The 16,687-nt window shown below is 73.1% G+C and carries 16 protein-coding genes; 4 read left to right on the top strand and 12 right to left on the bottom strand.

From position 1 onward, the window contains the following. Positions 1-6: 6 nt before the first annotated feature. Positions 7-834: an MlaE family ABC transporter permease gene (locus BM223_RS19325; RefSeq protein ID WP_200887051.1), complete on the bottom strand. Its 828-nt coding sequence runs from the start codon at positions 832-834 to the stop codon at positions 7-9. Beyond that, positions 831-2,585 carry a GMC family oxidoreductase gene (locus BM223_RS19320; protein WP_038676048.1) on the bottom strand — a complete coding sequence of 585 codons (1,755 nt, stop codon included), beginning with the start codon at positions 2,583-2,585 and terminating at the stop codon, positions 831-833. The genes BM223_RS19325 and BM223_RS19320 overlap by 4 nt, the downstream gene beginning before the upstream one ends. A gap of 164 nt (positions 2,586-2,749) precedes the next feature. On the opposite strand from BM223_RS19320, the gene BM223_RS19315 reads away from it, so the two are divergent. Next, positions 2,750-3,991 (top strand): PucR family transcriptional regulator, encoded by a 1,242-nt coding sequence (locus BM223_RS19315; RefSeq protein ID WP_038676045.1) that lies wholly within the window; start codon positions 2,750-2,752, stop codon positions 3,989-3,991. 168 nt (positions 3,992-4,159) lie between these two features. Here the strand turns inward: BM223_RS19315 and BM223_RS19310 are convergent, their stop codons facing one another. The 6 genes from BM223_RS19310 to BM223_RS19285 form a co-directional block, all read right to left on the bottom strand. Further along, complete coding sequence (locus BM223_RS19310; protein WP_038676044.1) at positions 4,160-4,354, bottom strand: ferredoxin; 195 nt, start codon at positions 4,352-4,354, stop codon at positions 4,160-4,162. Continuing rightward, complete coding sequence (locus BM223_RS30105) at positions 4,354-5,811, bottom strand: fatty acid desaturase (RefSeq protein ID WP_038676042.1); 1,458 nt, start codon at positions 5,809-5,811, stop codon at positions 4,354-4,356. Before BM223_RS30105 ends, BM223_RS19310 begins: the two co-directional genes overlap by 1 nt. 160 nt (positions 5,812-5,971) lie before the next feature. Then, positions 5,972-6,406 (bottom strand): helix-turn-helix domain-containing protein, encoded by a 435-nt coding sequence (locus tag BM223_RS19300; RefSeq protein WP_158510151.1) that lies wholly within the window; start codon positions 6,404-6,406, stop codon positions 5,972-5,974. A gap of 174 nt (positions 6,407-6,580) precedes the next feature. After that, positions 6,581-7,267: a response regulator gene (locus tag BM223_RS19295; RefSeq protein WP_158510150.1), complete on the bottom strand. Its 687-nt coding sequence runs from the start codon at positions 7,265-7,267 to the stop codon at positions 6,581-6,583. 345 nt (positions 7,268-7,612) lie between these two features. Continuing rightward, positions 7,613-7,855 (bottom strand): hypothetical protein, encoded by a 243-nt coding sequence (locus tag BM223_RS19290; RefSeq protein ID WP_052138101.1) that lies wholly within the window; start codon positions 7,853-7,855, stop codon positions 7,613-7,615. 44 nt (positions 7,856-7,899) lie between these two features. After that, positions 7,900-10,125, bottom strand: a complete 2,226-nt coding sequence (locus BM223_RS19285) for a HelD family protein (protein ID WP_038676037.1) — start codon at positions 10,123-10,125, stop codon at positions 7,900-7,902. Positions 10,126-10,327: 202 nt separating this feature from the next. Between BM223_RS19285 and BM223_RS19280 the strand changes: the two genes are divergently transcribed. Next, on the top strand, positions 10,328-10,906 hold the full coding sequence (locus tag BM223_RS19280) for a TetR/AcrR family transcriptional regulator (RefSeq protein WP_082003492.1): 579 nt from the start codon (positions 10,328-10,330) through the stop codon (positions 10,904-10,906). Between the two features lie 183 nt (positions 10,907-11,089). Here the strand turns inward: BM223_RS19280 and BM223_RS19275 are convergent, their stop codons facing one another. From BM223_RS19275 to kstD, 4 genes are read right to left on the bottom strand one after another with little or no spacing between them, the layout of a single operon-like run. After that, on the bottom strand, positions 11,090-11,620 hold the full coding sequence (locus tag BM223_RS19275; protein WP_038676032.1) for a hypothetical protein: 531 nt from the start codon (positions 11,618-11,620) through the stop codon (positions 11,090-11,092). Between the two features lie 58 nt (positions 11,621-11,678). Beyond that, complete coding sequence (locus BM223_RS19270; protein ID WP_038676030.1) at positions 11,679-12,563, bottom strand: TIGR03619 family F420-dependent LLM class oxidoreductase; 885 nt, start codon at positions 12,561-12,563, stop codon at positions 11,679-11,681. A 49-nt stretch (positions 12,564-12,612) separates the two neighbouring features. Continuing rightward, positions 12,613-13,374, bottom strand: coding sequence for an enoyl-CoA hydratase-related protein (locus BM223_RS19265; protein ID WP_141267662.1), 762 nt, complete (start codon positions 13,372-13,374; stop codon positions 12,613-12,615). Continuing rightward, positions 13,367-15,046, bottom strand: coding sequence for a 3-oxosteroid 1-dehydrogenase (gene kstD / locus BM223_RS19260; protein ID WP_200887050.1), 1,680 nt, complete (start codon positions 15,044-15,046; stop codon positions 13,367-13,369). The genes BM223_RS19265 and kstD overlap by 8 nt, the downstream gene beginning before the upstream one ends. A gap of 87 nt (positions 15,047-15,133) precedes the next feature. Here kstD and BM223_RS19255 point away from each other — a divergent pair, with 87 nt between their 5' ends. Together BM223_RS19255 and BM223_RS19250 are read left to right on the top strand one after the other, a co-directional pair. Beyond that, positions 15,134-15,694: a TetR/AcrR family transcriptional regulator gene (locus tag BM223_RS19255; RefSeq protein WP_038676024.1), complete on the top strand. Its 561-nt coding sequence runs from the start codon at positions 15,134-15,136 to the stop codon at positions 15,692-15,694. A 65-nt stretch (positions 15,695-15,759) separates the two neighbouring features. Beyond that, positions 15,760-16,680: a hypothetical protein gene (locus BM223_RS19250; protein WP_038676023.1), complete on the top strand. Its 921-nt coding sequence runs from the start codon at positions 15,760-15,762 to the stop codon at positions 16,678-16,680. The last annotated feature ends 7 nt before the right edge of the window (positions 16,681-16,687 follow it).

Below are 16,687 nucleotides of genomic sequence, written 5' to 3'. Positions count from 1 at the left end.
GGGCATTCAGGCTCCGAGCTTGATCTGCAGGAACAGGGCGCTGATCACGCTGTTGGCGGCGAAGAGCAGCATGAACGCGAAGACGACCGTCTGGTTGACGGCCTCGCCGACGCCCTTCGGCCCGCCCTTGGCGTTGAGCCCGAGGTAGCAGGCGGTGAGGCCGGCGAGCATGCCGAAGACAGCGGCCTTGGCCTCCGAGGCGAGGAAGTCCGGCAGGCCGACGAGCAGCGTCAGGTCGGACAGGTACAGCCCCGGGGTGGCGCCCTGGAGGACGACCGAGAAGAAGTACCCGCCGACCAGGCCGACCACCGTCACCATGCCGTTGAGCGCGATCCCGACCAGCGTCGACGCGATCACCCGCGGGACGACGAGCCGCTCGATCGGGTCGATGCCCAGGGTGACCATGGCGTCGATCTCCTCGCGGATCTTGCGGGAGCCGAGGTCGGCGCAGATCGCCGTCGCCCCGGCGCCGGCCACGACGAGAACCGAGACGATCGGGCCGATCTCGCGGACGACGGCGACCGCCGCGCCCGCGCCGGCCAGGTCGACCGCGCCGATCTGGATGAGCAGCTGGTTGACCTGGAAGATGATGACGACGCAGAACGGGATCGACACCAGCAGTGCGGGCCCGAACGAGACCGTCGTGATGAACCAGGCCTGGGAGATGAACTCGCGGAACTGGAAGCGCCGGGTGAACATCTGCGCGAAGACCTTGCCGACGAAGGCGTAGAAGTCGCCGAACGTGCCGAGGGTCTTGAACAGGAAGGTCGAGCGGACGGCGTCCCGGGCGACCTGGCGGGTCTCGTCGGTCAGCCCCGCGGGGGCGGCCGTCACGCGGTGGCCTCGGTCTTCTCGCTCTGGTCACTCTTCACGACGTACAAGGGGAGACGCAGCGCAGCCGGTGCGGTCGGGGGCACAGCCGGCCGCACCGGCGCGATCGGGGAGAGCCGCTCGTAGCCGGCTCCGAGGGCGGGGCGGGGGTCGGCCTCGCCGCGGTTGGGCCACACCGCCATCGCGCGCTCGGCCTGCGCGGTGATGGTGAGGCTGGGGTTCACGCCGAGGTTCGCGGAGATCGCGGCGCCGTCGACGACGTGCAGGCCGGGGTGGCCGTAGACCCGGTGGTACGGGTCGATCACGCCGTGCTCGGCGGAGTCGCCGATCGGGCAGCCGCCCAGGAAGTGCGCCGTCATGGGGATGTTGAAGATCTCGCCGGCACTGCTGTACGAGCCGCCGTCGATCTTGTCGCTGATCCGGCGGACGACCTCGTTGCCCGCCGGGATCCACGTCGGGTTGGGCTCGCCGTGGCCCTGCGTCGAGGTCAGCCGGACCTTGCGCCGGCGCTTCTTCGGGGAGACGGTGATCGAGTTGTCGCTGGTCTGCATGACCAGCGCGATGATCGTGCGCTCGGGCCAGCTCCCGAGGCCGGCGTACGTGGAGAGCAGCAGGCCGGGGTGGCGCACGGCCTGGCCGAGCCAGCGCAGCCAGCGCGGCACCCGGCCGCCGCCGTCCGTCATCAGCGTCAGCAGGAGGCCCATCAGGCCGGAGCCCTTGCCGTAGCGGACCGGCTCGACGTGGGTGACCTCGTCGGGGTGGATCGACGACGTGATCGCGACGCCGTGGTGGAAGTCGTGCTGGTCCTTGCTGCGCAGCTTCGTGCTCGACGCGCACAGCGCCTCGGAGTTGGTCCGGGTCAGGTAGCCGAGCCGCTCGGAGAGCTGCGGCAGGTCGCCGGAGCGGCGCATCCCGTGCAGCAGCTCCTGGGTGCCCCACGTGCCGGCCGCGACGACGACCTGGGCGGCGGCGATGCTCGTCGTCCGCCGCGCGGAGCCGCCGGAGCGGTGGGTGACGACGTCGTACCCGCCGCCGGGGCGAGGCTTGATCGCGGCGACGGTCGTGCGCTCGCGGACCTCGGCGCCCAGCTTCTCGGCGAGGTAGAGGTAGTTCTTGAGCAGCGTGTTCTTCGCGTTGTGCCGGCACCCGGTCATGCACTCGCCGCACTCCAGGCACCCACGGCGCTCGGGGCCGGCACCGCCGAAGTACGGGTCCGGGATCGCCGCGCCCGGCGTCCCGAAGCAGACGCCGACCGGGGTCGGGCGGTAGGTGTGGCCCACGCCCATCTCGTCGGCGACCTGCTTCATGATCTCGTCGCTCGGCGTGGCGGTCGGGTTCGGGACCACGCCGAGCATCCGGCTCGCCTGGTCGTAGTACGGCGCCAGCTCGGCCTTCCAGTCGGTGATGTGCGCCCACTGCGGGTCGTTGTAGAAGGCGTCCGACTTGGGCTGGTAGAGCGTGTTCGCGTACACCAGCGAGCCGCCGCCGACACCCGCCCCGGCGAGCACGACGACGTCGCGCAGCAGCCGGATCCGCTGGATGCCGAAGCAGCCCAGCCGCGGGGCGAACAGGAACTTGCGCACGTCCCACGAGGTCGTCGCGAACTCGTCGTCCGCGAAGCGCCGGCCGGCCTCCAGCACGCAGACCCGGTAGCCCTTCTCGGCGAGGCGCAGCGCCGTCACCGAGCCGCCGAAGCCGGAGCCGACGACCACCACGTCGTACGCGAAGTCTGCGGCGCGGTCTTCTGCGTGCATGGCGAAGCACCCCCATGGGAACGGCCGGGCCCCTGTGCCGGGCCGGCCTGTGAGCGCCCATCTCACTCGGTGACGGGCGTCACGCTCTCGTGGCGGCGGTCCAAAGATGGCGAGGGCCTTTGTCCCGGTGCACAAAGACGGTCGGCACGCCCTAGGGTGAGGCCGTGAGCGAGTCGATGCCGTCGGACCTGGCGCCCTGGCTCCTGGCGTACGTCGCCGCGCAGGCCCAGCCCGACGAGGTCGACGTCTGGGTCGACCGGGTCACCAACGCCATCTACACCGAGATCCCCGAGGTCGCCGCCGTCGAGGGGCTGCCCGAGCAGGTCCGGCTCACCGTCCGCGAGCACTGGATCGCCTTCCTCGGCGACTTCGCGCAGCCCGAGCAGCACTTCCACCTCGTCGACGCCGCCCGCCGGCTCTCGGTCGAGCTGGCCGACCGGCAGCTGCCGCTCGAGATGCTCATCCGGTTCTACCGGGTCGCCCAGCAGGAGGTGTGGGACTACGTCAGCGAGCTGATCAAGGCGCTGCCCCCGGCCGACTTCGACCGGGCCGACCTGCTCATGTACTTCTGGAACCGGGCCGGGGTCTGGCTCGACGAGTCGATCACCGAGTCCGTCGCCACCTACCAGGCCGCGCGCTCGCGGGTCCTGGCCGGCGCGGCGGCCCAGCGCTACGAGGCGGCCCGCTCGATCCTGGCCGGCGAGCTGAGCGACCCGCGCGAGGCGTCGTCCGCGCTCGGGGGGTACCCGATCTCGGTGCACCACACGGCCGTCGTCCTCTCCGTGGGGGACGCCGAGCGCGTCGGCACCCTCGAGCAGCTCGCCACCGAGCTCGCCCGCCGGATCGGCGCCGCCAGCCCGCTCGTGGTCAAGCCCGGCGGCCGCCAGCTCTGGATGTGGCTCGGCACCCGCGACGCCCCCGACCTGAGCGGCCTCGCCGCTCTCGCCGGCCCGGCCGCCGACCCTGATGCCCTGGCCCACGAGGGCGTCGTCGTCGGCGTCGGCTCGGCCACCACTGGCATCGCCGGCTTCGCCGCCTCCCACCGCGAGGCCCAGGGCGCCCTCCGCGTCACCACCCCGGACACCCCCGACTGGCTGGCGCTCTACACCGACGTCGAGCTCCCCGTCCTCCTCGGCTGCTCCCCCGAGGTCGACCGCTTCGTCGGCCGCCAGCTCGGCCCGCTCGTCGGCGAGGACGAGAGCACCCAGCGGATCCGGGAGACCCTGACGGCGTACCTCGACAGCGGCGGCAGCGCCGAGGAGGCCGCCCGCGCGCTCGTCGTCCACCGCAACACGATCCGGTACCGGCTCGGGCAGGCCGAGGAGATGCTCGGCCACCCCATCGCCCGGATCAGCCCCCAGCTCGCGGTGGCGCTGCGCCACCACGACCTGTTCCACCGACCCTGACCCCTCCCCGAAGTGGGTGGGTTGCGGGTCCGAAGTGGGTGGGTTGCGGGGCCGAAGTGCGTGGGTTGCGGGTCCGAGATCCCGCGGACGTTGTCGCGTCAACCACCTCGCGCCCGCAACCGGCCCACTTCGGACCCGCAGCCCACCCACTTCGCGGGGCCGGCGGGGTCAGCCCTCGAGGGTGAGGGCCAGCACCGGGCAGGCCTGGACGGCGGCGAAGACGTGGGCGCGGTCAGTCTCCGGCGGGGTGTCGACGAGGACCTGCACCAGCTCGTCGTCCTCGTCGACCTCGAAGTAGTCGTCGGCCATGGACTCGCACATCCCCAGGCCCTCGCACTTGCCCTTGTCGGCGACGATCCGCATCACGCACCGACCTTGTAGCGCGGCTCGACGGCCTTGAAGTCGACCTTCTCGCGCACCCCGCAGTCGGGGCAGCACCAGTCGTCGGGGATGTCCTTCCAGGCGGTCCCGGCGGCGAAGCCCTCGAGCTCGTTGCCCTCCGCGACCTCGTAGGTGTACTGGCAGCCGGGGCACTGCGCGGCGAGCACCTCGCCGTCGAACTCGTGGGCGCTGGCGTCGGCCCGGAGCTCGGCCTCGCGCTCGGCCGCGGTGACGGCGGCGGGGACGGGATAGCGGCGCAGCAGCTTCTCGCGCTTGCTCGGCAGCAGGTTGGCCCGGCGGAGGTCGCCGTCGTAGTGGGCGACGACGCGCTTGTCCATGAGCGCCCGGAAGACGGGCGGGAACAGGGCGACGACGATCATGCCCGTGTAGCCGGTCGGCAGCACCGGGGCGTCCTTGAAGTCGCGCAGCGTCTGGTAGCGACGGGTGGGGTTCGCGTGGTGGTCGCTGTGCCGCTGCAGGTGGTAGAGCAGCACGTTGGTCGCGATGTTGTTGGAGTTCCACGAGTGCGACGGCGCGACCCGCTCGAACCTCTGCTTCGCGCCGACGCCGACCTTCTGGCGCAGCATGCCGTAGTGCTCCATGTAGTTGACGACCTCGAGCAGCGAGAAGCCGACGACCGCCTGCAGCACGAGGTACGGCAGCAGGGCGGCCGGGTTGACGTCGTACGCCAGGCCGAGCCAGAGCAGCAGCCCGCCCCACAGCGCCACGGTCATCAGCCACGCGTTGAGGACGTCGTTGCCGAGGTGGAACGGGTGCGTCCCCTTGCGCTGGTAGCGCCGGGCCTCCAGTCCCCACGAGCTCTTCAGCGAGCCGGCCACCGTGCGCGGCCAGAACCGGTAGACGCTCTCCCCCATCCGGCTCGACGCCGGGTCCTCGGGCGTGGCGACGCGGACGTGGTGGCCGCGGTTGTGCTCGATGTAGAAGTGGCCGTAGAACGTCTGCGCCAGCGCGATCTTCGACGCCCAGCGCTCCACCGACTCGCGCTTGTGGCCCAGCTCGTGCGCGGTGTTGATCGCGACGCCGCCGACGACGCCGACCGAGATCGCCAGGCCCACCTTGGCCGCCACGCTCAGGTCCGCGGTCGCCAGGAACCACATCGCGATGACGAAGCCGACGTACTGCACCGGGAGGTAGAGGTAGGTCACCCACCGGTAGTAGCGGTCGTTCTCGAGCGCCTCGATGACGTCGTCGGGCGGGTTCGTGTCGTCGTACCCGGCGATCAGGTCGAGGAGCGGGATGAGCGCGAAGAACACGACCGGCGTCAGCCAGAACCACAGCGCGCGGTCGGTCGCCTGGAAGAGCGCGATCCCGACGAGCGGCGTGGCCGGGACCACCAGGCCCAGCATCCACAGGTACCGCTTCTTGTCGCGCCAGGGGACGGACGTGCCGTCCGCGCCATGGGTTGCGTACTTCGCCATCGGGAGCCTCCTCGGGTCGGGCGACCGCCTCGTCGCCGTACCCGGCAACGGTCGCAGCGGCGCGCCCCGCGGCTCTCGGGTCGGCTGCACAACCTTGCCGGGAGGCGTTGGCAGGTTGCACAACGGCCTTCCCGGCCGCTGCTCCGCTCAGCCGGTCCGCTCAGCCGGTGAGGCTGCGGTACTGACGGCGCCAGGCCGCCGGGGTCATGCCCGTCTCCCGCTGGAAGGCGCGGGACAGGGCCGAGACGCTCCCGAACCCGGCGCGCTCGGCGATCGTCGCCACCTGCTCCGGCCGGTCGCCCTTCAGCATCAGGCCGCTCGCCCGGCCGATCCGGAACGAGCGCAGCATCGTCGCCGGGGTCGCCCCCACCTTGGCGAAGTGCAGCTCCAGGGCGCGGCGGGTGACCCCGTGGGCGGCGGCGATCGACTCGACGGTGGTCGTCGGCGAGCAGGCGTGCTGGCTCATGTGCACGAGCACCTTCAGCAGGAGCGCGCCGGACCGCGACGCGCCGTCGGCGTCCGCCGGGAAGCGACCCTCCGCCAGCAGGCCGGCGAGCTCGATCGCGGTGAGCACCTCCACCTCCCGATCAGGCACCGTCTCTCCCAGCTCCTCGTGCCGTGGCCGCAGGACGTTCCCCCGGATGACCACGGACTCACCGGCGGGCGTGCAGGCGAGCCCCTGCATCATGAGGTGCGCCGCCGGTGGGCGTCGGCGTTTCCCAGGAGGAACGGGCAAATGCCCCACGTTCGGGGGTCCTGGCTCTGCCGGTCAGACCCGCGCGGGTGGATCGAGGTATCCGTCCTGCTGGGCGATCGCGTTGAGCTCGAGCTTCGTGCTCGCCGGACGACCCGCCGCGGCGTACTTCGCCTTGACCCGGCTGAGGTACTTCTTCGCGGTGTCCTTCCTGACACCGAGCGCCGTCGCGACCGCATCGAGCGTCAGGCCGGAGGCATAGAGGACGAGCGCCCGCTCCTCCTGGTCGCTGAGTCGCGGACGGTCGGCGTCCCCGGCGATCACGCTCGCCAGCTCGGGCGTCAGCCACTGACCGCGGCCCAGCACCGTCCAGATCGCGGCGACGATGTCCTCCTCGGGGTCCCGCTTGCCGACGATGCCGCCGATCCCGGCCTGCAGGATCTTGCGGACCAGCTCGGGCGAGCCCATCGCCGAGAGGACCAGCACCCGGACCCCCGACCGGGTGAGCTCGCGGACCCGCGCCGGGTCGACACTCGGCCCGCGCTCGACCATGAGGTCGAGGACCACCAGGTGCGGCCGTCGCGACTCAGGCGCGTCGTCCAACCAGGCGGTGAACTCGGGGAAGGTCTCCCCCGACCACACCACACTCAGGCCGGACTGCGCGTGGAGCAGCTCCTCGGTCCGCTTGCGCTGGAGCAGGTGGTCCTCGACGACGGCGATCCGCCACTCGTAGCGCTGCGCGCCCACCGCAGGACGGCTCACGACATCCCCCCGTGGTCCGCCGGCCTCGGCCGGCGCACCACCCCACCGTTCCTCACGCCGCCGCGACCCCGACCCCGGCAGCGTTCCGGCCCCCGTGCCCGGTGTCGGTCCCACCCGACCGTGCGCCCGGCCTGGTCACGGCGCAATTCACTTCCGACCCCCTCCGTCGACTGCGCTGACCGGACGCGGCGGAAACGCCGAGCTGCCCGAGTTGTCGGCGCCTGTGCGGCGACACTAGGTCGCGGCGCGCGTCCCCAGCCACCAACCAGGCGCCGTCGAGGGAGAATGACCCCCGCATCGGGGTCGGGTGTCAGGCACGCTGTCGCCCGGAGGGGGGCGACGCGGTCAGCGCAGCAAGCTGAGCAGGCTCAGCAGCACCGGCACGGCGAACGCGAACAGCAGCACCCACGCGACGATCCGGTGCGAGCGCTTGCCGCTGTCGAGCGAGCCGGCCAGCTCGAGCAGCGCGCCGTCGGGCACCGACCGGCTCAGGCCCATCCGGCGCGCGTCGGCGGGGATGTGCTCGGCCTGGGTCCAGGCGACGGCACCCTCGTCGTCGTCGCGGGGCTCGTCGTCGCGGCGCTCCATGGGCTCATGCTACGTCGGCGGGGACTCGCCGGCGTGTCCTCAGCTCAGCTGATCGTGGTGAGCAGCTGCGTCGCCCGGGTCAGGACGACGTACAGCGTCGCCCGCCCGGTCTGCGACTCGTCCTCGATCTCCTGCGGCCGGACGACGACGATGCCGTCGAACTCCAGCCCCTTCGTGTCGAGCCCGGTCAGGACGACGACCCGGTCGTCGCCCGAGGGCGTGACCGAGGAGTCGACGGCGGCGCGGGCGCCGGCGGCGTCGGAGGCGAGCTCGGGCCAGGAGGCCAGCCAGGCGTTGACCTCCGAGCGCCGGGCGACCGGGACGACGATGCCCACGGTGCCCGAGACGGCTCCGGCCAGCTCGAGGACGGCCTCGCGGGTGGCGGACTCGAGGTCGGCACCGTCGGTGAGGCGTACCTCGCGGGGCGGGACGCCGGTGCGGCGGACGGCGTCGGGGAGGTCGGCGTCGAGGCCGACGCGTTCGGCGTAGGCGGCGGCGTGGGCGTAGATCTCGGCCGAGTTGCGGTAGTTGGTCGACAGGTGGAAGCGGTGGATCTGCTTGCGCTCCAGGGCCGCGGCGCGGGCGGCGTCGGCCTCGGCCGGCTCGGGCCAGGAGGACTGGGCGGGGTCGCCGACGATGGTCCAGGAGGCGGTGCGGCCGCGGCGCCCGACCATCCGCCACTGCATGGGGGTGAGGTCCTGGGCCTCGTCGATGAGGACGTGGGCGTACCCGTCGTCCTCGATGCTGCTGACCGGGGGGCGCCAGGCGCGGCCCGCGGGGGCGTACTCGCGGTCGGCGGCGGTCATCAGCTCCTGGATGTTGACCGCGCCCTCGATCAGGGCGAGCGGGTCGTCGCGCTCGTCGTCGGCCTTCTGCGGGACGTCGCCGAGGGCGTAGCGCAGCTCGTCGAGGAGCGGGACGTCCTCGATCGAGATCTGGCCGCTGATGGGGCGGTTCGGGTCGAGCCCGGCCCAGGACTTGGCGAGGAGGCGCTGCTCCTCGGCGGACAGGACGCCCTCGGCGACCCGGGCGAGGAGCTCGGGCTCGCGCAGCCAGCACAGGACGCCGGCCGCGTCGAGCGGCGGCCACCAGGCGAGGGCGAAGTCGAGGAAGTCCTGGCGCGAGAGCATCTCGTCGTTGAACTTCTCGCGGCCCTGGTCGCGGCCGCGCTCACCACGGACCTGGCGCCACAGCGCGTCGAGGAGGGCGTTGGAGACGCGCGGGAGCTGCTTGTTGCGCAGCCCCTGGGACATCAGCTGCCGGCGCACCTGGCCGAGCCGGCCACGGTCGAGCACCAGGCGGTCGTCGCGCCAGAAGACGCGGTACTCGCGCGGACTGCCGGGCGCCTGCTGACGGGAGACGCGGCGCATCACCTCGGCCATCCGCGCCGAGCCCTTGACGTCGGCGACGGCGGGCTCGTCGTGGCGGGTGGCGCGGACCTCGTCGACGACCTCGCCGAGGCTGCGCAGGGCGACGGCGGTCTCGCCGAGGGACGGCAGCACCCGCTCGATGTAGCGCATGAAGACGCCGGACGGCCCGACGACGAGCACGCCGCCGCGCTCGTAGCGCTGCCGGTCGGTGTAGAGGAGGTACGCCGCGCGGTGCAGCGCGACGACCGTCTTGCCGGTGCCGGGACCGCCGGAGATGCTGACGACGCCCTTCGAGGGCGCCCGGATCGCCTTGTCCTGCTCGGCCTGGATGGTGGCGACGATCGAGTGCATCGAGCGGTCGCGGGCCCGGGAGAGCTGCGCCATGAGCGCGCCCTCGCCGATGATCGGCAGCGCGCGGCCGGCCTCCTCGGCGGCGGCCATGCCCTCGGCGTCGAGCAGCTCGTCCTCGACGCCGACAACGGCGCGGCCGGTGCTGCGCAGCACCCGGCGGCGCAGCACGTGCTGGGGCTCGGCGGCGGTGGCCTGGTAGAACACCGCGGCGGCGGGCGCGCGCCAGTCGATCAGCAGCGAGTCGTGCTGGTCGTCGCGCAGACCGATCCGGCCGACGTACCGGGGCTCGGCGTCGACGGTGGCGTCGAGGTCGAGACGACCGAACACCAGACCCTCGTGGGCGGCGTCGAGCTGGGCGATCCGCTTGGCGGCCTGGAAGACCATCGCGTCCCGCTCGACCAGACCACCTTCGTGCCCGAGGTGGGCCCGAGAATGACCCTCGCGGGCCAGCGACTGGGCGGCCTGGCCGGCGTGCTCCAGCTGCCGATAGACCCGGTCGACGAAGGCCTGTTCTGCTGCGACCTCGCGCTCCACCAGCTCATCTGCCACCGACGTGACCCCTGCCGTCCGCACTCGTGTTCTGACCACCGCACCCCGGGCGCGGCAAGCCACCAACTCTACAGGCCGGGACGGAGACGTAGCGCGCTGCCAGGTTGTTGGTTGAATATCAACAAGGCATCGCTGCGTCCTAGGGGGGAACACGATGAGAACGACGCCTGCGGCTCCGCCGCGCAAACCGAACAAAAGAGGAGTGGCAGCTCGCGAGAAGCTGCTCTCCACCGCACTGGAGATGCTCGGGACGGGACGACCGGAGACGGTCTCCATCAACATGGTCGCCAAGGAGGCGGGGCTGAGCTGGGGCTCGGTCCAGAACCTCTTCGGCGACTCCGACGGGTTCTGGTCGTCGGTGATCGAGCTGATCATCGAAGCCGGACCCGAGCTGTGGGCCGCGCCGGAGAGCGCCACCGTGCAGGGCCGGGTCGCCGAGGTGGCCGAGCTCTACCGCTCGGTGCTCGCCTCGCCGTACGGCGTCGCGATCGAGACCGTCCGCGCCGGGCTGCCCCGGCCGCTCGACGTCCTCGCCGAGTCGCACCCGCGCACGTCCGCCTCGCTCGCGAGGCTCGACGAGCTGTGGGCCGAGGCGTTCCTGCACTTCTTCGCCACGCTCGACGGTCCACCGGTCGACGCCGACCGCGCCTCGGACGTGGCGGCGCTGCTGCCGAGTGCCCTGCGCGGGCTGCGGGCCGACCAGCAGTTCGGGACGACGGTCGACATCGACCGTGCCCACCGGACGTTGGTGACAGCGCTGACGACGTACTTGGAGGGGTGAGCCCGCGGGGCGGACCTCAGCCGGCCAGCAGCGCGCGGGTCGGCGGTGGGGGTCCGCCCTGAAGGGGGTTGAACGCCGGAGGCGCCCGGAGGCATACTGGTGGGCGCAAGGGGCACTAGCCCTGCGAAGTAGGCCCGGCAGTTCTCCGGACGGTGAACGAGCCGGGCTCGCGCCTTTTTGGGGCTACACCAGGCGCGTCTCGACGACGAGTGGAGCGCACGCCTCGGCCCACTCCCCACCGCGCTGGGCGCACCACGCGACGGCATCGCTGATCCACAGGAGCGGTTCCTCCTTCGCGCGCAGCTGACGGTAGTGCGGTACGTCGGGTTCGTACCGGAACCGCTGCGCGATCAGCCGCCGATCCGCGACCGCCACCGAGTCGTCCAGCTCGAGGACGAGCATCGCGGCCTTGACCTCGACGACGTCGTCGAGGATCGCCTTCAGGCAGGCGCTCCGCCCGGCGGCATGATCGCGCGTCCGGGCCACGTAGAGCGTCACCTGGACGTCGATCTCGCGCATGCTCGCGAGGAGCTGCCGCCGTCGTGCGGGCCTCTCGTGCGTGAAGTGCACCCGCTCCGCCCCGGGCAGCGCCAGCGCCCGCACGTGTCTGCGCGCCACCGCGACATCACGCGGAGAAAGGGAGGCCGCCGCCATGACGTAGTCACGGTGCTTCGTCTCGTCCACGAAGACGTGCGGCCCGGTGAGCCGGTCCATGCCGGCGACGCTACGGCCAGGCCCCGACAGGTCGAGGCAGTCCGCAGAGCGGCGGACCTCAGCCGGCCAGCAGCGCGCGGGTCGGCGCGATGACGTCCGCCCCGAACCGGGTGATCCCGTCGAGCTTCTGCTCCAGCGGAGCGTGCTGCGGGTAGTAGTACATCCACGGCATCGTCATGCACATGGTGACGCCGCCGCGCGAGGCGCGGGCGAAGTCCTCGGGCCGCAGGGCGTCCGTCAGCGCGGGGACGACGGCGAAGGGCTCCTCGGGGTCACGGCCGGCGACGCGGCGCATCTCGCGGAGGCGGGCGCCGATCTCGATGGCCTCGTCGACGGTGGCCATGTCGCCGATCCAGCCGTCGTTGCGGGCCGCGCGGCGCAGGGCGACGTCGGACATGCCGCCGACCCAGACCGGGATCGGGCCCGGCGGCTCGGGGCGCATGACGAGGCGGTCGCAGCGGTAGAACTCGCCGGCGAACTCGGTCCAGCCGGGCTGCCACAGCTCGCGCATGAGGTCGAGTCCCTCGTCGGTACGGCGGCCGCGGGTCCCGAAGTCCTCGTCGAGCAGCTCGAACTCGTCGCGGCACCAGCCGACGCCGACGCCGAGCGCGACCCGGCCGCCGGACAGGGCGGCGGCGGTGCCGACGGCCTTGGCGACGACGAAGGGGTTGCGCATGGCGGAGACGTAGATCGAGGTGAAGAACTGCAGCCGCGTGGTCACCTGCGAGAGGGCGCCGATGGTGACCCAGGGGTCGGGCCAGTCGACGTCGGTGTCCCAGCGCCGCCGGCCGTCCGAGGTGTAGGGGTACGGCGTCTCGATCGTCTCGAGGTCGACCACGTGGTCGGCCAGGCTGAGCGCTCCGAAGCCCGCCTCCTCGGCGGCCCGCGCGAGCGGGACGATCTCGTCGATCGGGTGGTAGGCGGTCACCATCGCGAAGTCCACGCGCGCAGCCTAGGCGAGAACTAGAACAGGTTCTAGGGGTGCGGCGAGGTCAACCCTTCTTGCGCGACAGGAAGGCGGTCATCGCCTCGCGCGCCTCGTCGGAGCCGAAGAGCCGGGCGCTGAGCTCGACGAGCTCCTCGCCCTTGGCGTCGATCCGCTCCAGCAGCTCGGCGCCGAGCAGCTTCTTGGTCTCGCGCAGGCCCTGGGCGGCGCCGGTGGCGATCTGGCCGACCACCTCGTCGACCTGCGCCTGCAGCGTGGCGGCGGGGACGGCGTACGTCGCGAGGCCGTAGTCGCGGGCCTCGGCACCGCTGAAGACCTCGCCCCCGAGGGCAGTGAGCGCGGCGCCGCGCGGCGTCATCCGCGGGAAGACCGTGAGCGAGATGACGGCCGGGGTGAGGCCGAGCTTGACCTCGGTCAGCGCGAAGGTGGCGTCCTCGGCGACGACCACGACGTCGGAGGCGGCCACGATGCCGATCCCGCCCGCGCGGGCCGCCCCCTCGACCACGGTGACGACGGGCTTCGACAGCGCGACGATCTGGCGCTGCAGGCCGACGATCGCGCGGGCGCCCTCGTGCATCGGCACGGTGGCGGCCTCGGAGAGGTCGGCGCCCGAGCAGAACACCCGGCCCGACGAGCGCAGCACGACCACGCGGACGTCGTCCGCCGCGTCGGCGGTGCCGAGGTGGGCGATCAGCTCGGTGACGAGCTGGCGGGAGAGCGCATTGCGGTTGTGGGGCGAGTCGAGGGTGATGGTCGCGACGCCGTCGGCGACCTCGAGGTGGACCAGCTCCGCGGGTGCGTCAGTCATGCGCCTCATCCTGCCGCACCGCGGCGCAGTCGAGGGCGGCCAGGTAGCCGAACACCAGGGCCGGGCCGATGGTGGCGCCGGGGCCGGCGTAGGTGTGGCCCATGACGGCGGCGCTCGTGTTGCCGGCGGCGTAGAGGCCGGGGATCGGGGTACCGTCGGCGCGCAGCGCGCGAGCCCGCGGGTCGGTCCGGATGCCGCCCTTGGTGCCGAGGTCGGCGGGCACCATCCGGGCCGCGTAGAACGGGCCCTTCGCGATCGGGCCGAGGCTCGGGTTGGGCTTGTTGGTCAGGTCGCCGTAGTAGTGGTCGTACGCCGACTCCCCCCGGTGGTGGTCGTGGTCGACGCCCTCGGCCGCGAAGCCGTTGAACCGGGCGACGGTGGCGGCCAGTCCCGCGGCCGGGACGCCGATCGCGGCGGCCAGCTCGTCCAGCGAGCCGGCCTTGGTGATCGCGCCGCTCGCCAGCCACGACTTCGGCAGCGCCCGCCCCGGCTGGACGCCGGCGAACAGGTAGCGGTCGCGGTAGGTCTGGTCGAAGACCAGCCAGCACGGCAGGTTCTCGGCGTCGTCGTCCGGGCCGGTCCCGCGGCCGTGGGTGCCGCCGAACATCCGGTGCGTCGCCTCGACGTAGGGCAGCGACTCGTTCATGAACCGCTCACCGTGCCGGTTGACGATGATCCCGCCGGGCAGCGAGCGCTCCGAGAGCGCGAACCAGGGACCCTTGGGCAGCGGGATGGACGGCGCCCACCAGGCGTCGTCCATCAGGTCGGTGGCGGCGCCGGCGACCTGGGCCGCCCGGATGCCGTCGCCGGTGTTGGTGGCGACGCCCAGCGAGAGCTCGGGGCCGGCCGGACGGCGCTGGTGGGTGCGCCGCAGCTCCGCGTCGTGGTCGAAGCCGCCGCACGCGAGGACCACCCCGCGCCGCGCCAGCACCCGGTCGCCGCCACCGGTCCGGACGCCGACCACGCGGCCGTCGTCCTCGACCAGGCCGGCCATCGCCGTACCGAGCCGGAGGGGGATGCCCGCCTCGCGGACGCCCACCATGAGCGAGGCGACGAGCGCGCTGCCGAGACCGACGAGCCGGCGACGGCGCAGCCGGGCCCACGCGAAGCGCAGCCCGATCCGCGCCATGTGCAGCGGGCCGCGCCAGTGCCGCCGCCCCGTGCTGAGCCAGCGGTAGTCGGACTGCAGGACGACCACGTTGAGCGGGGTCTTCGTGTAGAAGGGCTCCATCGTGGCCAGGTCGTCGCCGATCCGGCGCGCGTCGAACGGCCGCGGCTCGGCCGAGCGGCCCGCGGCGCGACCGCCGGGCGCCTCGGGGAAGTAGTCGGCGTAGCCGCGCACCCACGCGAGGTCGAGGGCGGAGTGGTCGGCCAGGTAGCCCATCGCCTCGGCACCGCGGTCGACGAAGGTGTCGATCCGGGCGGGGTCGACCTCGTCGACGATCGCGTGGAGGTAGCGCCGGGCCTCGCCGAGGTCACCGGCCGGGACGTGGTCCTGGATCGCCGGGTTGCCGGGCACCCAGACGCCGCCGCCGGAGCGGGCCGTCGTCCCGCCCCAGCGCTCGGACTTCTCGAGAACGACCACGCTCAGGCCGTGCCCGGCGGCGGTGATCGCGGCAGCCAGCCCGGCCGCGCCGGAACCCACCACCACGACGTCGAAGGTCTCGTCCACGGCCTGCTCCTGATTCTTGGGATTCGATTGCAAGTTGGGAGTTTCTATCAACTTGCGAGCGGCTCCGCAACCTGCGAGCCTGCCGCCATGGCCTCCCTGCGCGCCCGCAACCGGGCCCGGGTGCGCCACGAGATCCAGGACGCCGCCTGGCGGCTCTTCACCGAGCACGGCTTCGCGGCCGTCACCACGCAGGAGATCGCGAGCGCCGCGGGCGTCTCGACGAGCACCTACTTCCGCCACGTCGCCGGCAAGGAGGACCTGCTCCTCCAGCCGATGCTCGCCAGCAGCGCCGACATCGTCGCGGCGTACGCCGCCCGCCCGGCCGACGAGCCCGTCGCCCGCGGGCTCGCGGCGGCGATCCGCGGCCGGACCGCCGAGGCCGCCGACACCGACCTGCGCCGCTGGCGCGCGGCGATGCGGACCGCGCCCGAGCTCGGCTCCCGGGTGACCCTGATCGCCGACGCCGACCGGGGCGAGCTGGTCCGGCTCGCCACCGAGCGCGGCGGCTCCGGACTGGTCGTGCACCTGGTGCTCGCCGCCGCCGAGTACGCCTACGGCCGCTGGATCGACCCGGCGGCCGACGAGCAGTCGCTCGTCGCGCTCATCGACGCCGCGCTCGACGAGACGCTGGACGGGGCCTGGCGGTAGGTGGCGGCCCCGGCTGAGGCCCCGTACTCAGGCGCCCTCGGCGCCACACTGGAACGGTGGGACCCATGAAGCCGCCCCCCGCGCTCGCCCTGCTGACCTGTGCCCTGCTGCCGCTCGCCGCGGCCTGCGCCAACCCCAGCCACGCGAGCGAGGCGGACAGCCTGCGCGACCGGCTCGCGGCGCTGCCCGGGGTCGCGTCGGCGGACCTCGACTACACCGAGCCGGTCACGCTCGACTCCGGGAAGGTCGGGATCAACGTCGCGATGCGGCCCGATGCCGATGCGGGGGCGGTCGTCGACGTGGTGTCGACGACGTACGCCGCCTTCGCGGGCACCCACCACGGGGAGGAGGGCGACCTCGACGTCACCTGGGGTGACGACGTCGTCCACCTCCGCAGCTTCGAGCCGGAGGCCGACCGGTCCGCGGTCGAGGAGGCGGCCGAGCGGGCGCTGCCGGTGCTGGAGGGCGCCCGGGTCCGGCTGGACCTCGAGACCCAGGACGTCGACGCCGCGCCCCACGTGCACTCGCTCCTCACGGTCACCACCGAGCCGGGGGTCGACGCGCTGCTGGGCGCGCTGCCCGCACTCGAGCAGAAGTACGGCGACCTCCCGCGGGCCGACTGGACCGTGCAGGCCGGCACCGAGGGCACCTGGGCGCTGCACTCGTCGGACGGCCTGCCCGGCGCCGACCAGCTGACCCTGTTCCACCGGTTGCGCGCCGGTCTCCCGCGCGCGGCGGCGGTCTGGCTCGGGGACGACGGCTGGGCGAGCGTCACCCTGCCGGCCGGGACGACGCCCGCGGCCACGGCCGCCGTCGTCGACCGGCACCTCGCGATCCTCGGCGGTGCCGGCTCCGCGTCGTACGACGTGCAGGTGGGGGACGAGCTCGTGCTGTCGATCGTCGACGGCGAGTGCTCGTTCGACCCCGGCCCGATCGGCACCCGGCTCGACCGGGCCCACGCCGACGCCTGCCGCACGGTGGTCTAGTGGTGGT

It is taken from the genome of Pimelobacter simplex (assembly GCF_900114845.1).
In the GTDB taxonomy this organism is placed as follows: Bacteria; Actinomycetota; Actinomycetes; order Propionibacteriales; family Nocardioidaceae; genus Nocardioides; species Nocardioides simplex.
Note: the sequence above shows the minus strand (reverse complement) of the source record. Positions and strands in the feature narration are given on the sequence as shown.

Bases quoted from the DNA above. Each gene is read 5' to 3' on its own strand.
- BM223_RS30105 (WP_038676042.1), bottom strand. From the start codon at position 5,811: ATGGCGAAGTACGCAACCCATGGCGCGGACGGCACGTCCGTCCCCTGG.
- BM223_RS19310 (WP_038676044.1), bottom strand. From the start codon at position 4,354: ATGCGGATCGTCGCCGACAAGGGCAAGTGCGAGGGCCTGGGGATGTGC.
- BM223_RS19290 (WP_052138101.1), bottom strand. From the start codon at position 7,855: ATGGAGCGCCGCGACGACGAGCCCCGCGACGACGACGAGGGTGCCGTC.
- BM223_RS19320 (WP_038676048.1), bottom strand. From the start codon at position 2,585: ATGCACGCAGAAGACCGCGCCGCAGACTTCGCGTACGACGTGGTGGTC.
- BM223_RS19275 (WP_038676032.1), bottom strand. From the start codon at position 11,620: ATGGACCGGCTCACCGGGCCGCACGTCTTCGTGGACGAGACGAAGCAC.
- BM223_RS19250 (WP_038676023.1), top strand. From the start codon at position 15,760: ATGAAGCCGCCCCCCGCGCTCGCCCTGCTGACCTGTGCCCTGCTGCCG.
- BM223_RS19265 (WP_141267662.1), bottom strand. From the start codon at position 13,374: ATGACTGACGCACCCGCGGAGCTGGTCCACCTCGAGGTCGCCGACGGC.
- BM223_RS19255 (WP_038676024.1), top strand. From the start codon at position 15,134: ATGGCCTCCCTGCGCGCCCGCAACCGGGCCCGGGTGCGCCACGAGATC.